The sequence below is a fragment of the Alteromonas sp. ABH4_454 genome (assembly GCF_056311775.1).
The window spans coordinates 2,271,754-2,293,476 of record NZ_CM149972.1 but is presented as its reverse complement, the minus strand read 5'-3'; the positions used below and the strand labels follow the sequence as shown (position 1 = coordinate 2,293,476).

17 protein-coding genes are annotated in these 21,723 nt (G+C 43.7%); 11 read left to right on the top strand and 6 right to left on the bottom strand.

Annotation, left to right across the window (positions count from 1 at the left end):
* Positions 1-18: 18 nt before the first annotated feature.
* Both ACYX4W_RS09965 and ACYX4W_RS09960 read left to right on the top strand, forming a co-directional pair.
* Positions 19-540, top strand: a complete 522-nt coding sequence (locus ACYX4W_RS09965; RefSeq protein WP_476073078.1) for a DUF2937 family protein — start codon at positions 19-21, stop codon at positions 538-540.
* Positions 541-1,123: 583 nt separating this feature from the next.
* A complete protein-coding gene (locus ACYX4W_RS09960; RefSeq protein WP_476073077.1) occupies positions 1,124-1,405 on the top strand; it encodes a hypothetical protein in 282 nt (93 codons plus the stop codon).
* A 47-nt stretch (positions 1,406-1,452) separates the two neighbouring features.
* On the opposite strand, the gene ACYX4W_RS09955 is transcribed toward ACYX4W_RS09960, so the two are convergent.
* Positions 1,453-2,727 (bottom strand): GNAT family N-acetyltransferase/peptidase C39 family protein, encoded by a 1,275-nt coding sequence (locus ACYX4W_RS09955; protein ID WP_476073076.1) that lies wholly within the window; start codon positions 2,725-2,727, stop codon positions 1,453-1,455.
* Positions 2,724-4,211, bottom strand: a complete 1,488-nt coding sequence (locus ACYX4W_RS09950; RefSeq protein WP_476073075.1) for a RimK family protein — start codon at positions 4,209-4,211, stop codon at positions 2,724-2,726. The genes ACYX4W_RS09955 and ACYX4W_RS09950 overlap by 4 nt, the downstream gene beginning before the upstream one ends.
* Before the next feature lie 250 nt (positions 4,212-4,461).
* On the opposite strand from ACYX4W_RS09950, the gene ACYX4W_RS09945 reads away from it, so the two are divergent.
* Positions 4,462-5,430 carry a calcium/sodium antiporter gene (locus ACYX4W_RS09945; RefSeq protein WP_474854414.1) on the top strand — a complete coding sequence of 323 codons (969 nt, stop codon included), beginning with the start codon at positions 4,462-4,464 and terminating at the stop codon, positions 5,428-5,430.
* 122 nt (positions 5,431-5,552) lie between these two features.
* Here ACYX4W_RS09945 and ACYX4W_RS09940 read toward each other — a convergent pair whose 3' ends face one another.
* Both ACYX4W_RS09940 and ACYX4W_RS09935 read right to left on the bottom strand, forming a co-directional pair.
* Entirely contained in the window at positions 5,553-5,849 is a 297-nt protein-coding gene (locus ACYX4W_RS09940; RefSeq protein WP_476073074.1) for a hypothetical protein, read from the bottom strand.
* A 58-nt stretch (positions 5,850-5,907) separates the two neighbouring features.
* The gene (locus ACYX4W_RS09935; protein ID WP_476073073.1) at positions 5,908-6,042 is read right to left on the bottom strand and encodes a hypothetical protein; all 135 of its coding nucleotides are present in this window, start codon (positions 6,040-6,042) and stop codon (positions 5,908-5,910) included.
* A gap of 345 nt (positions 6,043-6,387) precedes the next feature.
* On the opposite strand from ACYX4W_RS09935, the gene asnS reads away from it, so the two are divergent.
* Positions 6,388-7,785, top strand: a complete 1,398-nt coding sequence (asnS, locus tag ACYX4W_RS09930) for an asparagine--tRNA ligase (RefSeq protein WP_474807805.1) — start codon at positions 6,388-6,390, stop codon at positions 7,783-7,785.
* Positions 7,786-8,020: 235 nt separating this feature from the next.
* On the opposite strand, the gene ACYX4W_RS09925 is transcribed toward asnS, so the two are convergent.
* Positions 8,021-9,046 carry a hypothetical protein gene (locus tag ACYX4W_RS09925; RefSeq protein ID WP_476073072.1) on the bottom strand — a complete coding sequence of 342 codons (1,026 nt, stop codon included), beginning with the start codon at positions 9,044-9,046 and terminating at the stop codon, positions 8,021-8,023.
* 162 nt (positions 9,047-9,208) lie between these two features.
* Here ACYX4W_RS09925 and ACYX4W_RS09920 point away from each other — a divergent pair, with 162 nt between their 5' ends.
* The 7 genes from ACYX4W_RS09920 to ACYX4W_RS09890 all read left to right on the top strand — a co-directional run bounded on the left by ACYX4W_RS09920 (position 9,209) and on the right by ACYX4W_RS09890 (position 19,067).
* On the top strand, positions 9,209-10,351 hold the full coding sequence (locus ACYX4W_RS09920; protein WP_476073071.1) for a paraquat-inducible protein A: 1,143 nt from the start codon (positions 9,209-9,211) through the stop codon (positions 10,349-10,351).
* Positions 10,348-12,000, top strand: coding sequence for an intermembrane transport protein PqiB (gene pqiB / locus ACYX4W_RS09915; protein ID WP_476073070.1), 1,653 nt, complete (start codon positions 10,348-10,350; stop codon positions 11,998-12,000). Before ACYX4W_RS09920 ends, pqiB begins: the two co-directional genes overlap by 4 nt.
* A 239-nt stretch (positions 12,001-12,239) precedes the next feature.
* Positions 12,240-12,851, top strand: a complete 612-nt coding sequence (locus tag ACYX4W_RS09910; RefSeq protein WP_476075421.1) for a PqiC family protein — start codon at positions 12,240-12,242, stop codon at positions 12,849-12,851.
* Between the two features lie 2 nt (positions 12,852-12,853).
* Complete coding sequence (locus ACYX4W_RS09905) at positions 12,854-13,987, top strand: GGDEF domain-containing protein (RefSeq protein ID WP_476054551.1); 1,134 nt, start codon at positions 12,854-12,856, stop codon at positions 13,985-13,987.
* Positions 13,988-14,106: 119 nt separating this feature from the next.
* Positions 14,107-15,255 carry an efflux RND transporter periplasmic adaptor subunit gene (locus tag ACYX4W_RS09900; RefSeq protein WP_476075420.1) on the top strand — a complete coding sequence of 383 codons (1,149 nt, stop codon included), beginning with the start codon at positions 14,107-14,109 and terminating at the stop codon, positions 15,253-15,255.
* A 9-nt stretch (positions 15,256-15,264) separates the two neighbouring features.
* Positions 15,265-18,444, top strand: a complete 3,180-nt coding sequence (locus tag ACYX4W_RS09895; RefSeq protein WP_476075419.1) for an efflux RND transporter permease subunit — start codon at positions 15,265-15,267, stop codon at positions 18,442-18,444.
* A 134-nt stretch (positions 18,445-18,578) separates the two neighbouring features.
* Positions 18,579-19,067: an N-acetyltransferase family protein gene (locus ACYX4W_RS09890; protein WP_474854393.1), complete on the top strand. Its 489-nt coding sequence runs from the start codon at positions 18,579-18,581 to the stop codon at positions 19,065-19,067.
* 215 nt (positions 19,068-19,282) lie between these two features.
* Here the strand turns inward: ACYX4W_RS09890 and ACYX4W_RS09885 are convergent, their stop codons facing one another.
* Positions 19,283-21,292, bottom strand: coding sequence for a TonB-dependent receptor (locus tag ACYX4W_RS09885; protein WP_476075418.1), 2,010 nt, complete (start codon positions 21,290-21,292; stop codon positions 19,283-19,285).
* Positions 21,293-21,723: the final 431 nt, after the last annotated feature.

The window sequence follows — 21,723 nt, the reverse complement described above, 5'->3', positions numbered from 1 at the left end:
TTTTATAGCGAGTTTTTAATGGTAGTGCGTGTTCTTGATAAAGTGGTCTTTGCAGTTTTATTCATTATTACACTGCAGGTACCTATTTTAGCGGACCACTACCGCCAATATTTAAATGGCTACTATGACGCACTAAGAGATGAAGTATCCAGTTCCTCTGTACTCGCTAAACAGCATGGCTTTTCGTCTGTGGAAGCCATGCTCGACAGTTTACAGAAAAATAGCGAACCGGTAGTGCGTGAAAATGCGTCAATGAAAGCGAGCCGCTTTGCCCAGATCACCACATTGGAGCAGGGTATGAGAAAACTTGAGCACGGCCACTATTTCGAAAAGCTGGTGTTTATGGCCTCGCCCTCTCAATACGGTACGTTAAATCGCGTACTCGACAACTTCAGCCCTTCCGTACCGCTAACCCCTTCTTCAATTGTTTTTAGTCTTGTTACCGCTATTTTGCTTAATTTATTAATTTGGACACCGCACTTTTGCTACTGCCAAGTTAAGAAAATCAAAGACAAGCCCAAACGCTATTCTTATAAATAGCGCGCCAATCAGAACGGCGCTTCTCGTAAAACGACCAAAGTTGAATAGGCACAGGAACAAACTTACTAAAGAAGCCTATTCAGCACTTTCTGAAGCAGACGGTTTTTCACAATTTTTCGATCGTGATGCTGAGGAAACCTTTGCTTCAGCTGTGATGCCAATTCTCGATGATTTTTTTATAAATGGCGATAGTCACGCCACCAGCTTAAAACTACAGCAGGTTCGACAAAAACATTTTCCTTCGAAGTCCCGATAATTTTACGGGGTTAACCTCTCCTCTTAAATTCGGTTAAGAGCAAAAGCCCTGATTTTAGTTCTCTGTCGAAATCTATTTATTCAGCGGTTTGAATTTATAAACAAGCTTTGCCCCTGTTTTTCTAAGAGCACAGTTTAAGAGCTGAGAAAGTACTTCCAAACCTACAAGCGCATAAAAAGGATTCTCACCTTTTTATTGAACGTGGCATCAATAATGCAATCCTTTATTCAACGGTGAGATGCGAATAACTGGTTTATCGTTTTTTAGTAAATCATAAACCCCAGATATCAGTGACTTATCCAAGTAAATTGCAAAGGAGATACTATTATGCCTACAGATGCTCAATTATTGATCGGGAAAGTGTTGCAAATAAAAGACAAGATTGTTGCAAAACGTCATTGCATTCCGAGCGATCTAGAAGCCGAATGGAACGCGTTAAATAAGAAAACTGCATGCTTTGAAAGTGAAGCGCTTTATCAGAGTGCAGTGAAAGGCCAGGAAATGAATAAGCACATTGATTATTCAGGTTCGGTGAAAGAGCTGTCTCAATTGGTAACACAGCTCAAAACACTAAATAAAAAGGTTAACGTTACACAAGTGCATCACTAAGGCTTGGGGCATTTAACTTTGCCTCAAACCTTAGCTTGATATTGGCGTTACTTTTTATTTTTTAGGAGCACCAATGTTCTTACTTTACGCGTGCCATAGCTGGCAAGTCTTAAAAAGTCTTCGCGTGCAACAGGAATGTGTTGATATTCAACAGGCTGCCCTTCACTCGCATCTGGGTCGTGCAGATAGTAGCAGTGAGGATCACAGCTCGTAATTGCTACCCAATGTGGCACTTTTTTCTTATCAAACGCGTATGTACTGATTAGGCATAATACTGCTCCGCCAGCTTTTAGTGTTTGGTCGATTACGTCGGTCCGCCAGTCTGAAATCTCAACGGAAATGCCTTTTGCTCGTGCTTCTTCCATAAACTGAGATTCGACGTTTTCAACGATCGCTTTCTTATTAGCATCTCTAACGCCATCAACAAAAAGTGGGACGTCCTGATTAATAACCACTTTCGCCGCATAACCTTCATTTACTGCAGCTAGTGCTAACCCCACCGGGTGACAGCCACCATGCCCTGACATCATGAATATTGTGGTAGCTGTGCGCCACAACGATAATTCTTTTTCTTGCGTCATTTCATAGCGATTGTTTAATGCACACATCGCCATCATCAATGCCGACGGACCGCAGGTAAAATCTGTTGTTTGCTGGTACCACGGGTAAACCTCTGGCTTAACCGACTTGCTCGGCACCAATACTTTCTGCATACGTAATGCGTCAGTGTGATCGTCGTAGTAATCGGTATACATACCGAACTGACTAAACCCTAACTTTTTATATAAAGCAATGGCGCCTGCATTACCTACTGCTACCTCCAGGCGCATAAATCGCTTTCCCCGCAGCAGCGCCCGCTCCCCCAAGCTATTTATAAGCTTTTCAGCAACGCCAAGCCCTCGCGCTTCGGGCAGCACCGCAATAGAATACAGTCTGGTAAGTTGTGTTCCGCGTCGCAGCAGTAACAGTCCGTAGCCTACTATGCTATTGCAATCCGGCTTATTTGTATCGAGGTTCAAGCCTGAATTTAACGGCGCACGCTCGGCCACGATTAGCTCTGCGTGCTGTGCATCAATGTAAAACTTGAAACGACTTTTACTTAGTCTGTCGGTTGTAAAGCAGGTTTGCTCAATATGCTGAAGCGAAGCAAGATCGTTTAATGTCGCAACACGCAGCACTACACTCGACTGCGTTGAAGGCGCACCGGCACCTTGTGCCGACTTAGTATTCGATGCGCCTTCTGCTAGGCCATATGCACGATTTGCACTTTCCTGTGGACTTGCATTATTCACTTCAATTACGCACTCAGCCGATGTAATCATCGCCCTCTTTGCTCCAACCTATCAGCAAATTCCTGCATAATTAATTCGTACAGTTCTTTGCCTAAATATTTATCTTCGACGCCCGAGTCGATACTTGGGTTGTCGTTCACTTCAATAACGTAAACCGCATTTCCGGTTTGCTTAATATCTACGCCATAAAGACCGTTGCCCACTGCTTTTGCGGCTTTAATAGCGGCTTGTAATACCGGCTTAGGCACTTCAAACGTAGGCATTGTTGTAAATCCACCCGAGGAGAATCTATCGCCCTGATGGTTGTATATCTGCCAATGGTTGCGCACCATGAAGTACTGACAAGCGTAAATTGGCTTGCCGCCTAACACTCCAATTCGCCAATCAAACTCAGTAAAAATATATTCTTGAACTAGCACTAGCGCCGATTCAGCCAGCATTTGTTCTAAGCGCGCTTTTAACGCTTCTTTATTTTCAGCTTTATGCACACCCCGTGAAAACGAGCTTTCTGGCAGCTTTAATACCAGCGGTAAGCCAAAGTCGGCAATGAGTTTTTCGCATACATCATCAGTAGCGCTTGATACAAAGGTCGCTTTTGGGGCAGGTACTTTTTGGTATGCAAACGCATCTTGCAAGTACACCTTGTTACAGCAGCGCAAAATTGACTGCGTGTCGTCCATTACCACAATACCCTCACGCTCTGCGGCGCGGGCTAGACGATAGGTATGGTGGTCAATTGCTGTGGTTTCACGAATGAATAGTGCGTCATAGTGACCTAACTCTTCTTGCGACAAGCGACTGACTACATTTGCTCGAAAGCCTACTTTTTCAGCCGCTTTTACAAAGTTTTTAATGGCTCGCTCATCACTAGGAGGCGTACTTTCTTCTGGATTAACCAAAATCGCCATATCCCAGCGCGTGCGCTTGCTCGTTTTACTCGCTTTCCACTGTATTTTTGCCTGTTTCTCAAGTTGCTCGATAAAGCGTGCTTGTTGCGCTGCATCTAAGTCTTTAAACGCTTTAGCTTGCAACGTTGCAAAGCCTTCAATTTGCACTTTATTCGTAGCTTTTGGCAATTCGTTGGTATCGGTAACCATGAGGCTTAGTACCAATACCGGATACGAATATTTTTCAAACGCTTGTCGGGCCAAGCGCTTAAAGCGCTGATCTTTCACTTCACCGAAAAGTACTAATAAAGGCTCATCAGTAATTTCAGTATTATCTTGAGATACCGATAAGGAAAAAGCGATGCGATCGATACTTTTCTCTTCAGCCATACGCAAATCATTGATGGTATTTACTGAAGGCAACACAGAATGGTTACGAGCCTGAGCCAACAGCGAACAGTAATAGCCCTCGCTTAAATATCGCGTGGTATCGCAAATATTAATAACCCGGGTTTTGGGTTCGTTTAGCTTCGGGAACTCAGCAAGATATTCTTGAAAAGTAAGTACAGTTAATGAAGAGTTACGAAAAGGGATAACATCGTCAGTAACAATCAAGGTTTTGTGCATTAATGTCGCTTCTAAAAGATGGTAGGTAACTTAAAACGTAAACTGCGGTGCTCAAATAGCATACACAGTTATTTAGTCGCGAAGTTTACGCCTAACTTCAATTTTGCATAGCACAATCTGCACGGCTTTTTTTCATCGAAATGACAATAAAAACTGATGTACAATTAAATCTATTGATAGAGCTTTTGTTTATTAATTTTGTCTATAAATAGAGATAGACAAAACGACACAAATGGTTTGAGGAGTAAGTATGTTACTAGCCAGTGTGGCTATTTTGATCGGGTTACCCGTACTGCTTTGGAGTGCAGGAAAGTTTGTAGGTGGTGCCGCATCAGTCGCTAATCATTATGGTGTATCGCCCCTCCTAATAGGTATGCTTATTATTGGGTTTGGTACGTCCGCTCCTGAAATTATCGTTTCTATTTTCGCCGCGTACCAAGGTAACTCGGGCATTGCGCTGGGTAACGCCTACGGCTCGAATATCGCCAACATTTTGTTAATTTTAGGTTTGACCGCCGTTATTAGCCCTATTGCGGTTAGATCGGAAATTATCAAAAAAGAATTGCCCGTACTACTGGGCATCACTTTTTTTGCTGTGTGGCAGGTATGGGACTTAACGGTTTCCAAAGATGACGCGTTTTCTTTGCTAGGGCTATTTGTACTGTTGATTTCATGGAGTATCTATCACGCAATGAAAGGCGATAAAGACGCCCTTGCCGATGAATACGATGAGGAAATCAATAGTAACGAAGGCACCGTTAAAACCCACGTTATGTGGTTAATTGCGGGTTTGTTGTTACTTGTTGCAAGCTCTCGCATGCTGGTGTGGGGCGCGGTTGAATACGCCACCTTCTTTGGTGTAAGCGATACGATAATCGGCCTTACCGTTATCGCAATTGGTACATCACTACCCGAACTCGCGTCGTCATTAATGGCCGTTAAAAAAGGCGAGCATGATTTAGCAATTGGCAATGTTATTGGCTCTAATATGTTTAATACCCTAGCCGTTGTGGGTATTGCAGGGACGATACAGCCTATGACAGTAGAGGCTGAGTTCCTTTACCGCGATGCCATGGTGATGTTCGCCTCTACCGTGGCACTTTTCATTTTCTGTATCGGTATTAAACGTCAAGGTCGCCTTAACCGCCTTGAAGGTGGCGCATTTGTGCTTGCTTATGCTGCTTATACCTATTGGCTAATTCAGGCAGCGTTTATATAGGCTGCAGAATTGTACAAAGAGTAAAAATAGTTGGCTAACAACAAAAAGCTTGGCTGCTCTACTGACGTAAAGTGCCAAGCTTTTTTGATTTCCTCGCCATTAATTTCGTTGGTTAACCTGTGCTATAAACCCAACGTAGTCGCAAGAGTTATTAAACTAATTGCCGCAATAGCAAACAAGATTATAAGGTTTACGCCGAAGGAGTCTGTGCGTCGACGATTGCGTCTTGCACGCATGACAATGCTGACAAGGCTTACTATTAAGCATACCTGCAGCATAATAGTCATGGCAGACAAATGACCTTCAGACCAAGATGAGTCCCCTTCTATTCCCCAATACTGCTGAACGCCACTGATGAAGTCGGGCCGAGCGTAGTGAAACAATATAAGAACCACCACCATTCCCACCCAACCGAACACGTTGAGGCCAAGCATTACCTTATAAAAGGGAGTTTTTGAGCGTGGCGTCGAACGCCGTTCAGCTTAGTTGCTCATAGGTCATAGAACGCCTGTCAATATCGCCTGTTGCAGAGGATTGTGACGCGCGTTGAGATTCCCCCTGCGTTTGCTGCTGGTTATGTACCGACGTGCCTGAATCATTTTTATTTCCCATTTGTCACTCTGTTCTCTGGCATCCCGCTTTATGTTGGGTATACTAGCGTGCTATTGGATTGTATTTCATTGGTTATTTTTACATCGCCGAAGCGAATTCCGTTCGGTGTATCTCGTTATTTATACTTATTTCTATAATTCGCGATACATAAATGACATAAAGAAGTTAACCATAACTTCAATATGCATTTTACCGACATTAAAGACTTATCGGCACAGCAATCCAAAACATTGACCATAAAGCAAATTTTAGTGCAATTTTTCATGCATAGTTTAATGCACTAGGTTGATACGCTCGATGTGTATTCGAGCAACAACATAAGATCAGTAAGACGGAGAAATTAACATGACGCATGCGCCCGTAGTTGACGTGCTTAAAGGTAAGTACGCCGTTGGCGAATCGGTAACCGTTAAGGGTTGGGTAAGAACACGCCGCGACTCTAAAGCGGGGTTATCATTTATTGCACTACACGATGGTAGTTGCTTCGATCCTGTACAAGTTATTGCGCTAAATTCTCTGTCAAATTACGCCGATATCCAGCGCCTTACTGCTGGTTGTTCATTGTCGGTAACCGGTACAGTGAAGGAATCGCAAGGCCAAGGGCAATCACTAGAAATTGATGCGACCGAGGTAGAAATTGTAGGTTTGGTTGAAAACCCTGATACCTACCCAATGGCGGCAAAGCGCCATAGTATTGAATACCTACGTGAATACGCACACCTGCGCCCGCGTACCAATGTTATTGGTGCGGTTACTCGTGTACGTAACTGTTTGTCTCAGGCTATCCACCGTTTCTTCCACGAAAAGGGTTACTATTGGATTTCTACGCCAATTCTAACGGCTAGCGATACAGAAGGTGCTGGTGAAATGTTCCGCGTATCAACCCTTGATATGATGAACCTTCCGCTAGACGATAAAGGCAATGTTGATTACTCAGAAGATTTCTTCGGTAAAGAAACCTACCTAACCGTATCAGGTCAGCTTAACGTTGAAACTTACTGTACAGCTATGTCTAAGGTATACACCTTCGGACCTACGTTCCGCGCAGAAAACTCAAATACGTCTCGTCACCTTGCCGAGTTCTGGATGATTGAGCCTGAAGTGGCATTTGCTGAATTAAAAGATGTCGCACAGCTTGCTGAAGACATGCTGAAGTATGTGTGTAAAGCGGTATTAGAAGAGCTACCTGATGATATGGCATTCTTCGCCCAGCGCATCAAGAAAGATGCGGTTGAGCGTTTAGAAAAGCTAGTTAGCTCTGACTTCGTGCGCATGGATTACACTGACGCTATTGAAATTCTGCAAAACTGCGGTAAAGAATTCGAGTTCCCTGTTGAATGGGGTATCGATTTATCTTCTGAGCATGAGCGCTACCTTGCCGAAGAGCACGTTGGTGCGCCAATTATCATGCAGAACTACCCGAAAGATATTAAAGCCTTCTACATGCGCATTAACGACGACGGCAAAACCGTTGCTGCAATGGACGTATTAGCGCCAGGTATTGGTGAAATCATCGGTGGTTCACAGCGTGAAGAACGATTAGATGTTTTCGATGCTCGTCTTGAAGAAATGGGACTATCGAAAGAAGACTACGCATGGTATCGCGACCTACGCCGCTACGGCACTGTACCTCACTCAGGTTTCGGTCTAGGTTTCGAACGTCTTGTAGCTTACGTAACCGGCATGCAAAACGTACGTGACGTGATCCCATTCCCACGTACACCGGGTAACGCTAGCTTCTAAGCTGTTGTTCACTATATTTAGAAGCCCGCTGCAGCTATGCTGTAGCGGGCTTTTTTATCAATTCCGCATAAAGTTTAGCCGCAAAGCTCAGTCACGAGCCTTAATTTCCTTATATCCACCACTATAACCACACCTACTGCAACATAGTCGCGACTTTAGCCTTGTTTTCGTTATGTTAGTTAAATGCGCCACGCGTACAAAAAGTTTTAGGTATTCGATATTCATTTGTTATTTCCTAAGGCACTTCACTCAAACCAATAGCAGCTGAACGACAGGGCTCTACTGAATACGTATAGCCAATTTCATCTTCCGGCGTTTGTGCTATTTGTAATATCTCGTAATCATTAAGTTCAATTACCCGAGTCCCCTCAGAGTGAGCACAGCGGGAACGTGTGTCCGCTTCAAACTCATAGATAAAACTAGCTAACGCTTGGCGTTGTGCCTTTTTATAGCGAATACTTTTTTGCTTAGCGTCGGTGAGAAGCGCGGTTAAATCGTCTTCCAGCTCGGAAGTATATTCCGCTTGTTCCTCAGTAAGTGGTACCTCACTGTTTTCAATCGACGTTTCAGTCTCGTTTTCGATTGTGATCAGCTGGCTTGTGTTTTCACCACTAAACTCGGAGAGTAACCCTACCTGCCCTGCTAACACGCTAAGCTGAAGCGCCACACCTAATGTCCAAACAAACCGCGCCACAGCGGTAGAAAGCACATAGCGATAACCAGGCTTATGCCACAGTTTTTGCACACCAAAAGGCTTGAGTAGTAGTAGAAAAAATAGATAAATAAAGATAACTAGCATTCCGCCAACGAGTGCCATTAACGTGGTGACAAAGAACCAGCTTGGCACCATAAGTATGAGCGCGAAATTGTGGCTGTAGGGCAGCGCACCAGCCGAAACGCCGGTTATGCTATTTACTAACCCGCTAGCAGAAGCGAGGGCAAAATTCGCGATAACGGCATAGACAAACAAAATTACCGCTTTACCCGGTAAACTATTCCAAAGCGCCATAAACCTAGGCCAAGTTTCACTAATAATACCACTAAGGGCAAAGCCAAACATGACCGTTTCAAATAAGCCACTTTTAACATCAAAAAAAAGCTGTAATAAAAGCATTGCAGTTGCCAGAAAGTAGCACCGCTGAGCAAAAGTGATACTCCCCCAAAAGCGCAAAAAGCCGATACGCCTTTTTAGCAATAAACGATTCCCTTGTTTTTTAACTTTTCTGTAAGTACCGCGAATTTCGTTTGTTATTTCCATCATTTACTCGTCAATTATTGTTGTTATGTTTCTAAGCACGAATGACTTTACTTCCCGATGTGGCCGCAATACGCTATTCTGTTGAATTCAAAAATCAACGAGTTATTTCATTAGGCTGCTCTCTATCATACATCCAGTGTGTAAAAAGTGGCGCAATAAAACTTTATGGCTGAATCTAATACGTTATCTATAGTTTGTGAGCAATGCCATACTAAGGTTCACATACCGGCGCTAGCGCACAGACAAAGAGCAGTTTGTCCTGTTTGCAGCCACACGTTAGTTTCGTATCGCGTCGGTGCCAGCGAAAAATTACTCGCTTATGCGTTCAGCGCGCTTATTTTTTTATTGCTCTCGTTACCCTTTAACTTTTTGACATTTAAAGCGAGCGGACAAAAACACAGTATCGACCTGCCAACGGGCATTACCGTGCTCATTGAAAATGATTACTTATCTCTTGCGATAATAACTAGTTTAGCCACGCTTTTGCTACCCGGTATGGTCCTCGCTGGACTGTTATTGCTTTCATTAGCGCAAATTCAAAACCGTCGCCCTTTTTACTTAGCTAGGCTGTATAAGTTGGTTAAAGCGCTTTTGCCTTGGAGCATGGCTGAAATATTTCTGGTGGGCACCTTGGTAAGTCTTATCAAGATTACAGAGTTAGCCGACGTATCTATAGGGCTGTCGTTTTATGCGTTTGTCGGCTTTTCGGCATTTACAGCCCTTTGTATTTATAAATTCGACACGACAAGTTATGCCTTATGGATGTCACAAGGTCAGCCCCCTCAACCCAAACCGCTATGCGAAAAACAAGCACAAATTAGTATTCAGCGCACGTGGGCATTATTGTTAACTGCTTGTATTTTATATATTCCTGCTAATGTAATGCCAATTATGTATACTGAATTCTTTGGCCAAGAAACACCAAATACCATTATTGGCGGTGTGATCTCACTTTGGGAATCTGGCTCGTATCCGGTTGCGATAATCATCTTGGTTGCCAGTGTGGTTGTTCCGGTCGCGAAAATTTTAATTCTTGCTTGGCTTAATTTTTCCGTACAGCGAGAGAAAACCACTTCAAAACAATTACGTATACGTTACTACCGCATTACCGAGGCGATAGGTCGCTGGTCGATGATAGACGTTTTTGTGGTAGCAGTTTTGGTGTCTCTCATACAAATGGGAAACACTATGTCTATTTATCCGGGCCAAGCGGCACTCGCCTTTTGCGCCGTTGTATTTGTAACAATGATAGCCGCGATGACATTTGATTCGAGGCTAATTTGGCAGCACTGGAAACAATTACCATGACCACAAACGACCCCAACATTAACGAGGCAAAGGTAAAGCCAACCTCATCGGTTTCTCGCATTTGGATTATTCCAATTCTTGTGATTGTTATTGGTGGCTGGATGGTTTATTACCAATGGAAAAACCAGGGCCCACTTATCACGATTGAACTGCAATCAGCTACCGGAATTGAAGTAAACAAAACCCCAATAAAAGTGCGCGACTTAGACATTGGTCAGGTTAAGAAAATAACACTGAAACCCGATTTAAACGGTGTGCTTGTTACGGCAAGAATTGATGCAAGTGCGACCCACCTGCTCAACGAAAATGCGAAGTTTTGGGTGGTAGCCCCGCGTATTAGTTTTTCGGAAGTATCTGGGCTCAATACCCTTTTATCTGGTAGTTACATTGCCATGTCTGCTGACGACAAAGGCAAAGAACAACTGCATTTCACTGCGCTTGAGCGCCCACCTGTTACGCCGCCCGGTACTCCTGGCCTTCACGTTATGCTAAAAAGCGACGACGAATTTGCTTATAAACCTGGCGACCCCATCATTTACAAGGGTTTTAAAGTTGGCGAATTTGAAGATGCCACATTTAACATTGAAGAGCGTGTCGTTTATTACGATGCCTTCATTGAAGCGCCCTATCACAAGCTAATTACTAACACGACCCGCTTTTGGGACGTCAGTGGCGTAAAGCTTCTACTTGAATCAAATGGGGTCAGTGTAGAAACCGGAAGCTTAGAAACCTTATTAGCCAATGGCATTACCTTTGGCATTCCTGAAGGCGTACCAAAGGGTGAACAAGTATTAGACAACGCCTTTTTCACTATTTACGGCGACAGTACTTCTGCCTCAGATGCCCGTTATAAAGTAGCCGCTGAATACCTGTTACTTATCGATGAAAGTGTACGAGGGCTCACCGTCGGCGCGCCCGTTGAATACCGAGGCATTGAGATTGGTAACGTCACTGCAATCAACTCCTTCCCTGCGGTTGAAGGAAACATTCTAGAAAGGGACTACCCTATTCCGGTGCTCATCAACATCTACCCGGGTAAAGCGCGACAACCTGATACAGAAGAAGGACTGAGTGCCATAAAGCAGACCATCAGAAACTGGTTGCACCGAGATCTCAGGGCTTCGCTTCGAATGGGCAATGTTTTGACCGGTGGTCTCTACGTAGATTTACAGCATATTCCTGACGCCGACGCCGGCAACGAGATAGCCGTCATTAACGGTTATGAGGTAATTCCTACCGTAAGTAACGAGTTTACTCAGTTGACGCAAAAAGCTGACGCGATCCTAGATAAAATAAATCAGCTGCCCCTTAAAGAAATGGTTGAGAACGTAGAGTTGGCCGTTGAAGATATGCGTCTAGCGGCAGAATCAGTAGAAACAGCAAGTGACGACTTCGATTTACTTATCGCTGACATTGATGCAAAAGCCCTCAACAGTAACCTTAATCAGGTTCTTGTGAGCCTTGATAGCCTACTGAAGAATTACAGTGAGGGTGGCTTTAATCAATCTGAAATTAAAGAAACCGTTGATGCCTTGCAAGAAACCATGCGCAATATTCAGCCGTTGCTTTTGAAATTAAATCAGTCTCCGAACAGCTTAATATTTTCCAAGGATATTGAGGCAGATATTCAGCCCAAGGCCAAAAAATGAAGTAGCTATTTAAAATTCTGTTCAATAAAAATCACTGTACATAAATTATTCATTTTGGCGCAAAAAATGAATACAAATGAATGTAAACGAATAAAGGTGTATGAGTCTGTAAACAGATGAGATATGCCTCAATTCAACAATTGGGCATATACCCTAAACTTTATTTTTGGAAAGATCGCAAAACTTACCCGATACTTAAGGTAGCGTACCCGTCGTCAGGGATGAAAGGATTAAATTATATGAAAATGCAGGTTAATACTTTTTCTTTCAATAAGGATAACAAAACAATAAAAATCATAATTTTAGCTGTATTGTTTTCTTTTTTATCTGCATGCAGTAGCGCCCCTAACGCGCTGACTTATTACCTACTCCACTCAACGAACGTTGAGTCTGTTTTAGACCGCGAGGCGAAACAAAGTATCGTTTTAGATAAAGTAACATTGCCAGAGTATCTAAAGCATAGAGGATTGGTGTATCAAACAAGTGACACTAATCTTCACATTTCTACGAGCCACTTATGGGCTGAGCCTGTAGATGAAGGACTGACTAAAGCGCTCGCTAGTGCTCTAGGTTCGAGTAATGTAGCGCTTGTTCGCCCCGACCATTATGCAAGTGAAGAAACACCGCACTTATCTTTATATCTCAATGACTTTGTCAGTACATATGAAGGTGAAGTAATACTTTCTGGACAATACGCAATTACGCGCGCTTCAAAAGAAGCCAGTATCCACTCATTTAGGTTCAAGGCTCCGCTTAGCAATGATGGCTTTGCATCTAGCATAAAAGCCATGAGGTCAGCGATTAAAAAGCTGGCTCAAGATATTAACATAACGATTAACCAACAAAGCTAATTATGCTCAGTCGGTTTAAGCAATACGTATTCAGTGGCGTAAAAAGCCACCAAAAAGACGAAACTAACAGGCGCATTATTGTGGTTAACCTGTTTGCCGCCGTTGGTATGTCTATTACGTTTTTGCTGGGTACTCGTGCTTTTATCGACGCTGAATATCCACTCTCTACAACGCTGTTTATTGCGAGTGTTGTTTTTGCTGTCTCGCAGCAGTTACAAGTACGCTTTTCTTCACCTCGCGCTCGCACCTGGTCAATCACGCTGCTGATCAGCTGCCTGATGGTATTAACATTACTGTTGATTATCACGGGTGGTAAGGATAACACTGGCCCACTTTGGATTTACCTCGTTCCGCCTGTGACCATGTTTTTTGCCGGATTTGTTCGCGGGCTACTGGCGCTCATCGCCTTTACGATTACCTGCGCAATCCTCCTGTTCGGATTTAACGATGCAGCCTTCGTTGCTAACTACACCTATGCGTTTAAAACTCGCCTACTCTACTCTTTTCTAACCGTTTCTTTTCTATCTGCTTTTTACGAATATAGCAGACAGAAAAGTTACGACACCGCACTCTATCTCAGTGAACAATTTGAGAGACAAGCGAAACACGACCATTTAACAAATTTGCTAAATCGACGTGGTGCTCAGCAGTGTCTAGATAGAGAATACGCAAGAATGCTGCGCAGTAAACGTCCCTTCTCTGTTGCCATTGCCGATGTAGATAGATTTAAAAGTATAAACGATACCCTCGGTCACGAAAAAGGTGACGAGGTGCTTAGGCAAATCGCTAAGTTATTTAGCTCTCGGCTTCGCGGGCAAGATATTCTCGCGCGGTGGGGAGGTGAAGAATTTATGTTTATCTTTGCCGATACCAATGAGACCGGTGCGGTGCAGGCATTAGAAAGTATTAAAGAATTACTCAGTAAAGCCCCATTAGATATAAATGGTAAAAAAATACATGTAACGAGTAGCTTTGGCGTGAGTGAGGTCAGCGCTGATACCGATGTTTCAAGTGCTATACGCCGTGCAGATAAAGCGCTCTATTTCGCAAAAGATAATGGGCGCAATCGTGTATGCGCCTCTTCATTTATAAGCTCGTCACCTCTATCTGGCTCATCCTCTTTAAAAGTACAGTAATCAATAATTTTGTGTCCTTTACACAAAGTTGACTCACGTTTAGTTACATTTGCGCTGTATTACTGAAACACTTTAGCGCTACACTATGCTTAGTATTCGCTATAAAAGTAGATCTACCCATGAAATGGATGAAAGTTGCGTTACCTATTGGTGTCTTACTGGTAGGTTATTTAGGAATGAAAGGAATCGAAGCGTCTGCTTCCGACAGCGCTATAACAGAGGAGGTTGATACTCGCCCAACCGTGACTATTGAAACGTTATCGCCAGAAGATGTGCGCGTACAACTCACTTCCTATGGCGAAATCACGCCTCTTGAAACCACAAACCTTGCTGCGCAAGTATCTGGAGAGGTTGAGAGTTGGAACCCGAAATTTGTAAGCGGCGGTCTAATACGACGTGGTGAAGTCCTTTTTGAAATAGAAGCTGATGCATATGAAGCTGCACTTCTATTGGCAGAAGCAAACTTAGCTAGTGCACAAGCTCAGTTGATTCAAGAAGAAGCGCAAGCAGATGTGGCGGCAAAGGAAGCGAAAACGATGCCTAATGCGCGGGTTACCGATTTGTACCTTCGCAAGCCACAAGTAATGAGCGCAAAGGCAGCGCTTAAATCTGCAGAAGCCCAACTAAAAATAGCAAAGCGCGATTTAGATAACTGTAAAGTAAAAGCCCCATACGATGCCCTTATTGTCTCAAGAGACATCAGCACAGGTGACTATGTGACTCAGGGTTCACCTGTCGCTATTCTTAATAATATAGAGTATGCCGAAGTCACTTTCCCTATTGCCGGGTTCGATCGCGTTTTTCTTTCAGATAGTACAATAGGAAGTGAAATTGCCATCGAAGTCGATGACATTCAGGGCGCTACGGTAAAAGGCACCATCCACCGAGATACCGGCGTTGTAGACAACACCACGCGCATGAGTTATTTCGTGGCACGCATTGAAGACCCTTATGCAATTAACTCATCTAAACCTATCGTTAAATTTGGTTCGTACAGCACGATAGCTTTTGAAGGTAAAACGTTAAGTGACGTATACCGTGTACCACAGGAATTGGTAACCAATCGCCTGCTGTGGACCCTTGACGATGAAGACCGATTGAAATCTCATAAGGTTGAGGTAGTCCGTGAAGAAAATGGCGACTTCCTCATTCAGGGTGACTTCAATGCAAAAAAGGTAGTAATGAGTTTGCCTGAATACCCGCAAAACGGGATGCCTGTGAAGGTTATTGAGACCACAGCTGAAATCGTGACAGCACAAGCTAATTAAGGAGCTGTCATGGAAAATCATAACGATACGCAAAGCGGCATTATTTCTTGGTTTGCAAGAAACTCAGTAGCAGCCAACCTTTTGATGTTCTTCATTATTGTCATGGGTATAGCCAGCTACTTTACTATTCAGCGTCAGATGTTTCCTAACATCGAGATTAACTACATTACCGTTGAAGCCAACTACCCTGGCGCTTCGCCACAAGAAATTGAAGAAAGTATCTTCATCAAAGTAGAAGAAGCGGTGAAAGACATCACTGAAATCAAGCGTACTGTATCTAGAGCATTTCGTGGTGGCGGTGCCGTCACTTTAGAGATTGATACTAAAGCTGAGCTTACTGATGTTCTAGACAAGGTCAAACTTCGCGTAGACAGCATTGCAACCTTTCCAGCTGGCATGGAGCCAGTAAACGTTTCGCAAGTAGAGTTCCAGCAGCAAGTGATAGAAATGCCCATTGTTGGCGACTTACCGCTGTCCGAGCTTAAAGTGCTGGCAAAAGAAGTCGAAGATGAACTACTTCAACTTGGCTCTATATCTTTGGTGGAAGCCAATACACCCGATGATGAAATTGCTATCGAAATAAAGCCCGATACGCTAAGAAAGTACGGCTTAACTATTGCCGATGTGACGCAGGCTATTAATAGTTATTCAGCGAATATCTCTGCAGGCCAGCTTAGAACTAATTCTGGCATAGTGTCAGTTCGCGTTGAAAATCAATACTACAGCGGCGACGAGTTCAAACAAATCCCCATTAAAATTGGCTCAGGTGGCGCTAAAGTTACCCTAGGTGATGTTGCCTATATTAATGACGGGTTTGTCGAAGGCGAACGCTACTTTAAGTACAACGGCATGAACGCCATCTACATTGCTGTTAAAGCCACTAAAACCCAAAACACTATTCCTGTAGCTGAGACTGTAAAAGCCTATATCGACCAGAGAAATGAGACTCTTCCTCAGGGCGTCAGCCTAGAAGTTTTAGTAGATATGACCTACTACCTTAACGCGCGTTTAGACATGATGCTGTCAAACCTTGTTCAAGGGTCTGTACTCGTCGCGTTTATGCTTACCCTTTTCTTGCGCTTTCGTTTGGCGCTATGGGTTATGGTCGGCCTACCGGTGTGTTTCTTAGGTGCAATGATGCTTATGCCAGTTTTCGGCGTAAGTATTAATATTCTTTCGCTCTTTGCGTTCATCATGGTGCTGGGCATTGTGGTTGACGACGCTATTGTTATTGGGGAAAGTGCTTACACCGAAATTGAAAGCAAGGGCGGCGGCGTAGATAACGTGGTTCGCGGCGCTAAACGCGTGGCTACCCCAGCTACCTTTGGCGTGTTAACTACGATTGCGGTATTTGCTCCATTTACACTAAGCAGCGGCCCTGAAGGTGCATTTTTCTATAACATCGCTGTAGTAGTTATTTTGTGTTTGGTATTTAGTTTAATTGAGTCAAAACTCATCTTGCCCGCGCATTTAGCTCACACAAAATTCTCACCTGTAAGACAAGATAGCTGGCGTGCACGCTTTAACAGAGGCTTCTTTGCATTCGTGAATGGTCCATACAAGCGTACAGTTACAAAAGCGATTGAGTGGCGCTGGGCAGTACTTATGATGTTCGTGGCTATGCTAATGTTGAGCATGGGCCTGATTGGCGCGAACTATGTGCGCATGGTGCCAAACCCTAAAGTGCCACACGACTTCCCTAGCGTAAAAATAGAGATGAATGAAAACGTCTCTGATCTTGCAACCATCAATGCACTTAAAATTGTTGAGCAAACCATTCTAGATGTTGAAGAACAAATCATTGATGAGTTTGGGCAAGGCATGATTCGCGATCGGCTCGCCTTTAACGAAGACAGCAATGAAGGGCGCATTCTTACGCCACTGGTTAATGAAGAAGACCGCCCTATCGACACTTTCGAGCTTGCTCGACGCTGGCGCGAAGCCATTCCCGAAATTTCCGGAATGAAGTCGTTTACTGTGGTTGATGATGTAAACGGTGATGGTGACGACGGTGAATTCGGATATCTACTATTTGGCCCAGACATTAACACCTTAAACGCGGCTGGCCTTAAGTTCATTGAAATGCTGCAGCAGCAAGAAGGCTTGTTTGATGTAAGTTCAACTATCGACCCACCAAGCAAAGAAGTACAAATGACCTTGCTACCGGTTGCCTACGATTTAGGACTTACTCTTTCTAATATCGCCTCGCAGGTTGGTGCAGGCTTTTACGGTGGAGAAGCACAGCGAGTTATTCGCAACGGTGAAGAAGTTAGGGTTATGGTTCGCTACCCTGAACTTACCCGCGAACGCTTTGCTGACTTGAAGTACTCTTTAATCAAAACCCCTAACGGTCAAGAAGTAATGCTTGGTGACGTGGTTGCTTTAGAAGAAAAGCCGGGTATTAGCTACATTCGACGAGAAGGTGGTTACCGCAGTGTTTATATCTGGGGCAACATTGATGAAGAAAAAGTTGAACCTAACGAGGTCGTCACAGAAATTCAAGACAAGCTACTCCCTCAGCTTAAAGAGTCGTTTCCTTCGGTCATGACTGAGCTTGGCGGTGATATTGAAGAGCAGCAGGCGCAACAAAACGAGCAAATACTGTTCTTCTTAGCGGCCATGATTATGGTGTACATCCTTTTAGCCGTTCCGCTTAAGAGCTATGGGCAACCCCTTATCATTATGTCGGTTATTCCATTTAGCTTTACAGGTGCAGTGTTCGGCCACTTTGTACTAGGCCTAGACCTATCTATGATGTCTAACTTTGGCCTTATTGCAGCAGCTGGGGTTGTTATCAACGACTCGCTGGTTATGACTGATTTTGTGAATCAGCGCCGTGCACAAGGCTACAGTATAAAAGAAGCTGTAACTGAGGCCGGTACCGCGCGCTTTAGGGCAATTACGTTAACCTCAATCACGACGTTTGTGGGCGTACTGCCAATTATGTTTGAAACCAGCCTACAGGCGGCGTTTGTGGTACCTATGGCGGCTGCGCTTGGCTTTGCGGTGCTTTACGCGACTTTAGTAACACTCATTTTGGTACCTTGTTTGTACTTGATACTGCTAGATTTGCGTGGACCTTTCTCGTTCATAAAAAGAAAAGTATTACGTAGAAAGTCTAGTAGCCAAGTCGAAAGCAATGGCGCGGATCAAGCACATACACCTCAGCCTGCTGGCCCACTTGACTAGCAGTTAACTAACAACCGACTAGTGGATAGCCTCACTATATAGCCGTTCACTACTAAGTGTTAGAAACGCACTCAACTTTTAAAAATGAGCCTTCGAGGCTCATTTTTTTTCAAGCCTATTGAAAGGAAAACACTATGAACAATGCAATTTCAATAAGACCAGCAACGCCTAGTGATATTTCACAAATTCGCCAGTTCATCCTGGAACTTGCCATTTATGAAAAAGCCGAACATGAAGTAGAGGCCTCTGAAGAAGCGCTTCTAAAAACACTATTTGGCGAAGGTGCCACTGCTCATTGCGTTATTTGCGAGAATAACGATGCCCCTATTGGCTTTGCCGTGTACTTCTTTAATTATTCCACTTGGCAAGGTCGCAACGGACTTTATCTTGAAGATCTTTATGTTTCACCGAAATCTCGTGGCCTAGGTGCGGGTAAAGCGCTGCTGCAACATTTAGCAAAAACAGCAGTAGAAAATGACTGCGGCCGTTTTGAGTGGAGTGTTTTAGATTGGAATAAGCCTGCTATCGATTTTTATGAGTCCCTTGGCGCTAAACCAAAGAGTGAATGGCTAGGCTATCGCATGGATGGACAGACACTTATCGACTTCGCAAAACAGGCGTAACGCGGACTTGCTGACTTGCTGACTTGCTGACTTGCTGACTTGCTGACTTGCTGACTTGCTGACTTGCTGACTTAGTCAGTATGAAGGTACAACAATATTAGCTGCAAATACGCTTATAACATCAAGGGCGCTTGGAACAACTTTTCTGCAAAATAAAAAAGCCATTCGCTTTCACGAATGGCTTTTAAATTCTATGGATAATCTTTCCGTTATACTTAGAAAGAACCAATCAAAGATAAACGGGCGTTGATTGGTGCGCCAACTGTAACCTGATGCGTAGAGTGTGCATTAGGGAAGTAAAGCGTATCAGTTAAGTTTTCTACGTTTAGCTGAAGGCGTGTCTTGTCGCTAAGTGTGTAGTACGCTGATGCATCAACACGGGTATAGCTTGGCAGTACAGGTGACGTAGCGCTTGTCGATACCTTACTTTCGTCTTGGTATGTTGCGCCAATGCCGAAGCCAAATACTTCATTCACTTCGTAAGTTGTCCATACTGACATGGTGTTTTCAGGTAGCTCACGAAGCTCCACACCGCTTGCATTTTCGCCATCAAGGTTACTGTAGTTAGCAGTAACGTACCACTTGTCAGTGATATAGCCTTGCAACTGAAGTTCAAAACCAGATACATCTGAGTCTACTTCCACAAAGCTTTCTGCATCGTTAGGGTCGTTATCAAGTGACGTTTGCTCATTTTCAAATATAGCAGCCGTAAAGCTCATACTGTCACTGAAGTCCCACTTAATACCAATTTCTTGGTTAGTGAAAGTATCTGGGTCAAGCGCGTCTGCATCACCGTTGATATTCGCATACTGCTCGCCACTGCGTGGTAGAAACGACTCGCTGTAGCTCGCATAAATTGAGATATTCTCTTGAGGCTTGTAAACAAGGCCTGCACGTGGCGATATTTCTTCGTCTTTTCTGCTGCGCGTTTCAGCTGCAACAACATTAAACACTTCAATATCGAAGCTATCAAAGCGTGCGCCTAGCACTATATCGAGGTTTTCTGATAGTGCAATTTCGTCTTGCACGTAGAAAGAGTAAACATCAAGGTCTACATGTGTATCGTCGTTTACATCACTAAAAGTAGCAGTAACTGTTTCGCCAACTGAGTTAGTACCCGTTAGGCCTCTGAAACTAAGAGGGCGAGTTACATTAAACGCTTCCCTATCGCCATCTGTAGAATCAAATACAGGGTTATAGCGGTCTTGATTCGACTTGGTATTAATAACCTCACCACCAAAGATAACCGTATGCTCAATGCTGCCCGTTGCAAACTCGCCTACTAAGTTTGAAGACAAGATAAGGTTTTCACGCTGAGTAGTATCTACATAACCGTCAAGGGTTACTACTTCAGTGTCGGCGTCATAAGCCGCAGCGTAAAAGTTTGAGTAAACTTTGTCGTAGTCACCGTAAAAGGCATTGAAGTTACCTTTTAAGCTGTCCGAAAACGTGTGTTCTACGTTTGCACGGAAAAGGTCGGCACCAAGAGTTTGGTAGTTATTTTCTGGGTCGCCAAATACGATTTCTTCAAATGCTTCTACTGGTTCGCCGTTTGCCGTTGGCACACCACGGTCAATGAAGCGCTCGTGATCGATGTATTCGTATGACACATCAACAATAGTATCGTCGCTTACTTCAAAACGTGCAGTTGGGTTAAAACCATAGCGATCTCCATAGTAGAAGTCACGGTGGTTATCCAAGCTTTCGTACATAGCGTTGATACGAAGTGCCGACTTATCGCCTGTATCAACGTTTGTGTCTAATTGAAGGTTGTAAGCACCAAAGGTGTTAGCAGAAACGTTATAGTTTACGAATTTTTCGCCCGTTTTCGCCTTTTTAGATACACGGTTTAAAATACCGCCAGTACCGCCTCGGCCGAATAGCAATGCATTCGGTCCACGAAGAATTTCTACTTGTTCAACGTTGTATAGCGCCCGGTAGTATTGAACGTCGTCGCGATTACCATCTAGGTAGAAGTCGGCTGTTGAACGTACGCCACGAAATACCACTGCATCACGGTGACCTTCACCTTGAGAAGTATTAACACCTGGCGTGTAATCAATAATTTGACCAACGCTAGTAATACCGCGAGCCGTAATTTCTTCAGCGGTTATAATTGACAAGCTTTGCGGCACGTCGATGATAGGCGTAGGGCTCTTGATAGAGTTAGACTGGTTAACCGAAAGGTATTTACCTTCTACCGTCAGCCTTTCAATGTCTTCCATATCAGCAGCAAATACAGGCTGGGCTTAACATTATCGCAGTGGCAATACTCGTAAGTTTGAATTTCAAAACTACTCTCCAAGTGTTCTCAAAGTGTTGTGTGTCAAGTGGCAACCAAGAACCTTATTATTCGGCATACTTTTTTAAGTCGCTAGCGCTTACAAACCGCTTAACTTTTCATTCGTCTTGCAATTGCAAATAATAATAGTTGCTATTTGTGGTCTGGATAATATAGAAAAAATGTCAAGATGACGAGAGCAAATACATCAAAATTTAAAAACTCTTTATAAATTTTCTTAATTTTTAGTCTAAAAAAACGCAAAAAAGCACACTTTTCAAACAGGAAAACTAAAATTCATGGAATTTATCTCAAAGTCTGTCGAGCACGATGAACTTATAGTGCTGTGTAAGTGTTAAGCGATGAAGTGATGAG

Coding starts and splice junctions, on each gene's coding strand:
- ACYX4W_RS09965 (WP_476073078.1), top strand. CDS start 19: ATGGTAGTGCGTGTTCTTGATAAAGTGGTCTTTGCAGTTTTATTCATT.
- ACYX4W_RS09960 (WP_476073077.1), top strand. CDS start 1,124: ATGCCTACAGATGCTCAATTATTGATCGGGAAAGTGTTGCAAATAAAA.
- ACYX4W_RS09955 (WP_476073076.1), bottom strand. CDS start 2,727: ATGATTACATCGGCTGAGTGCGTAATTGAAGTGAATAATGCAAGTCCA.
- ACYX4W_RS09950 (WP_476073075.1), bottom strand. CDS start 4,211: ATGCACAAAACCTTGATTGTTACTGACGATGTTATCCCTTTTCGTAAC.
- ACYX4W_RS09945 (WP_474854414.1), top strand. CDS start 4,462: ATGTTACTAGCCAGTGTGGCTATTTTGATCGGGTTACCCGTACTGCTT.
- ACYX4W_RS09935 (WP_476073073.1), bottom strand. CDS start 6,042: ATGGGAAATAAAAATGATTCAGGCACGTCGGTACATAACCAGCAGCAA.
- asnS (WP_474807805.1), top strand. CDS start 6,388: ATGACGCATGCGCCCGTAGTTGACGTGCTTAAAGGTAAGTACGCCGTT.
- ACYX4W_RS09925 (WP_476073072.1), bottom strand. CDS start 9,046: ATGATGGAAATAACAAACGAAATTCGCGGTACTTACAGAAAAGTTAAA.
- ACYX4W_RS09920 (WP_476073071.1), top strand. CDS start 9,209: ATGGCTGAATCTAATACGTTATCTATAGTTTGTGAGCAATGCCATACT.
- pqiB (WP_476073070.1), top strand. CDS start 10,348: ATGACCACAAACGACCCCAACATTAACGAGGCAAAGGTAAAGCCAACC.
- ACYX4W_RS09910 (WP_476075421.1), top strand. CDS start 12,240: ATGAAAATGCAGGTTAATACTTTTTCTTTCAATAAGGATAACAAAACA.
- ACYX4W_RS09905 (WP_476054551.1), top strand. CDS start 12,854: ATGCTCAGTCGGTTTAAGCAATACGTATTCAGTGGCGTAAAAAGCCAC.
- ACYX4W_RS09900 (WP_476075420.1), top strand. CDS start 14,107: ATGAAATGGATGAAAGTTGCGTTACCTATTGGTGTCTTACTGGTAGGT.
- ACYX4W_RS09895 (WP_476075419.1), top strand. CDS start 15,265: ATGGAAAATCATAACGATACGCAAAGCGGCATTATTTCTTGGTTTGCA.
- ACYX4W_RS09890 (WP_474854393.1), top strand. CDS start 18,579: ATGAACAATGCAATTTCAATAAGACCAGCAACGCCTAGTGATATTTCA.
- ACYX4W_RS09885 (WP_476075418.1), bottom strand. CDS start 21,292: ATGGAAGACATTGAAAGGCTGACGGTAGAAGGTAAATACCTTTCGGTT.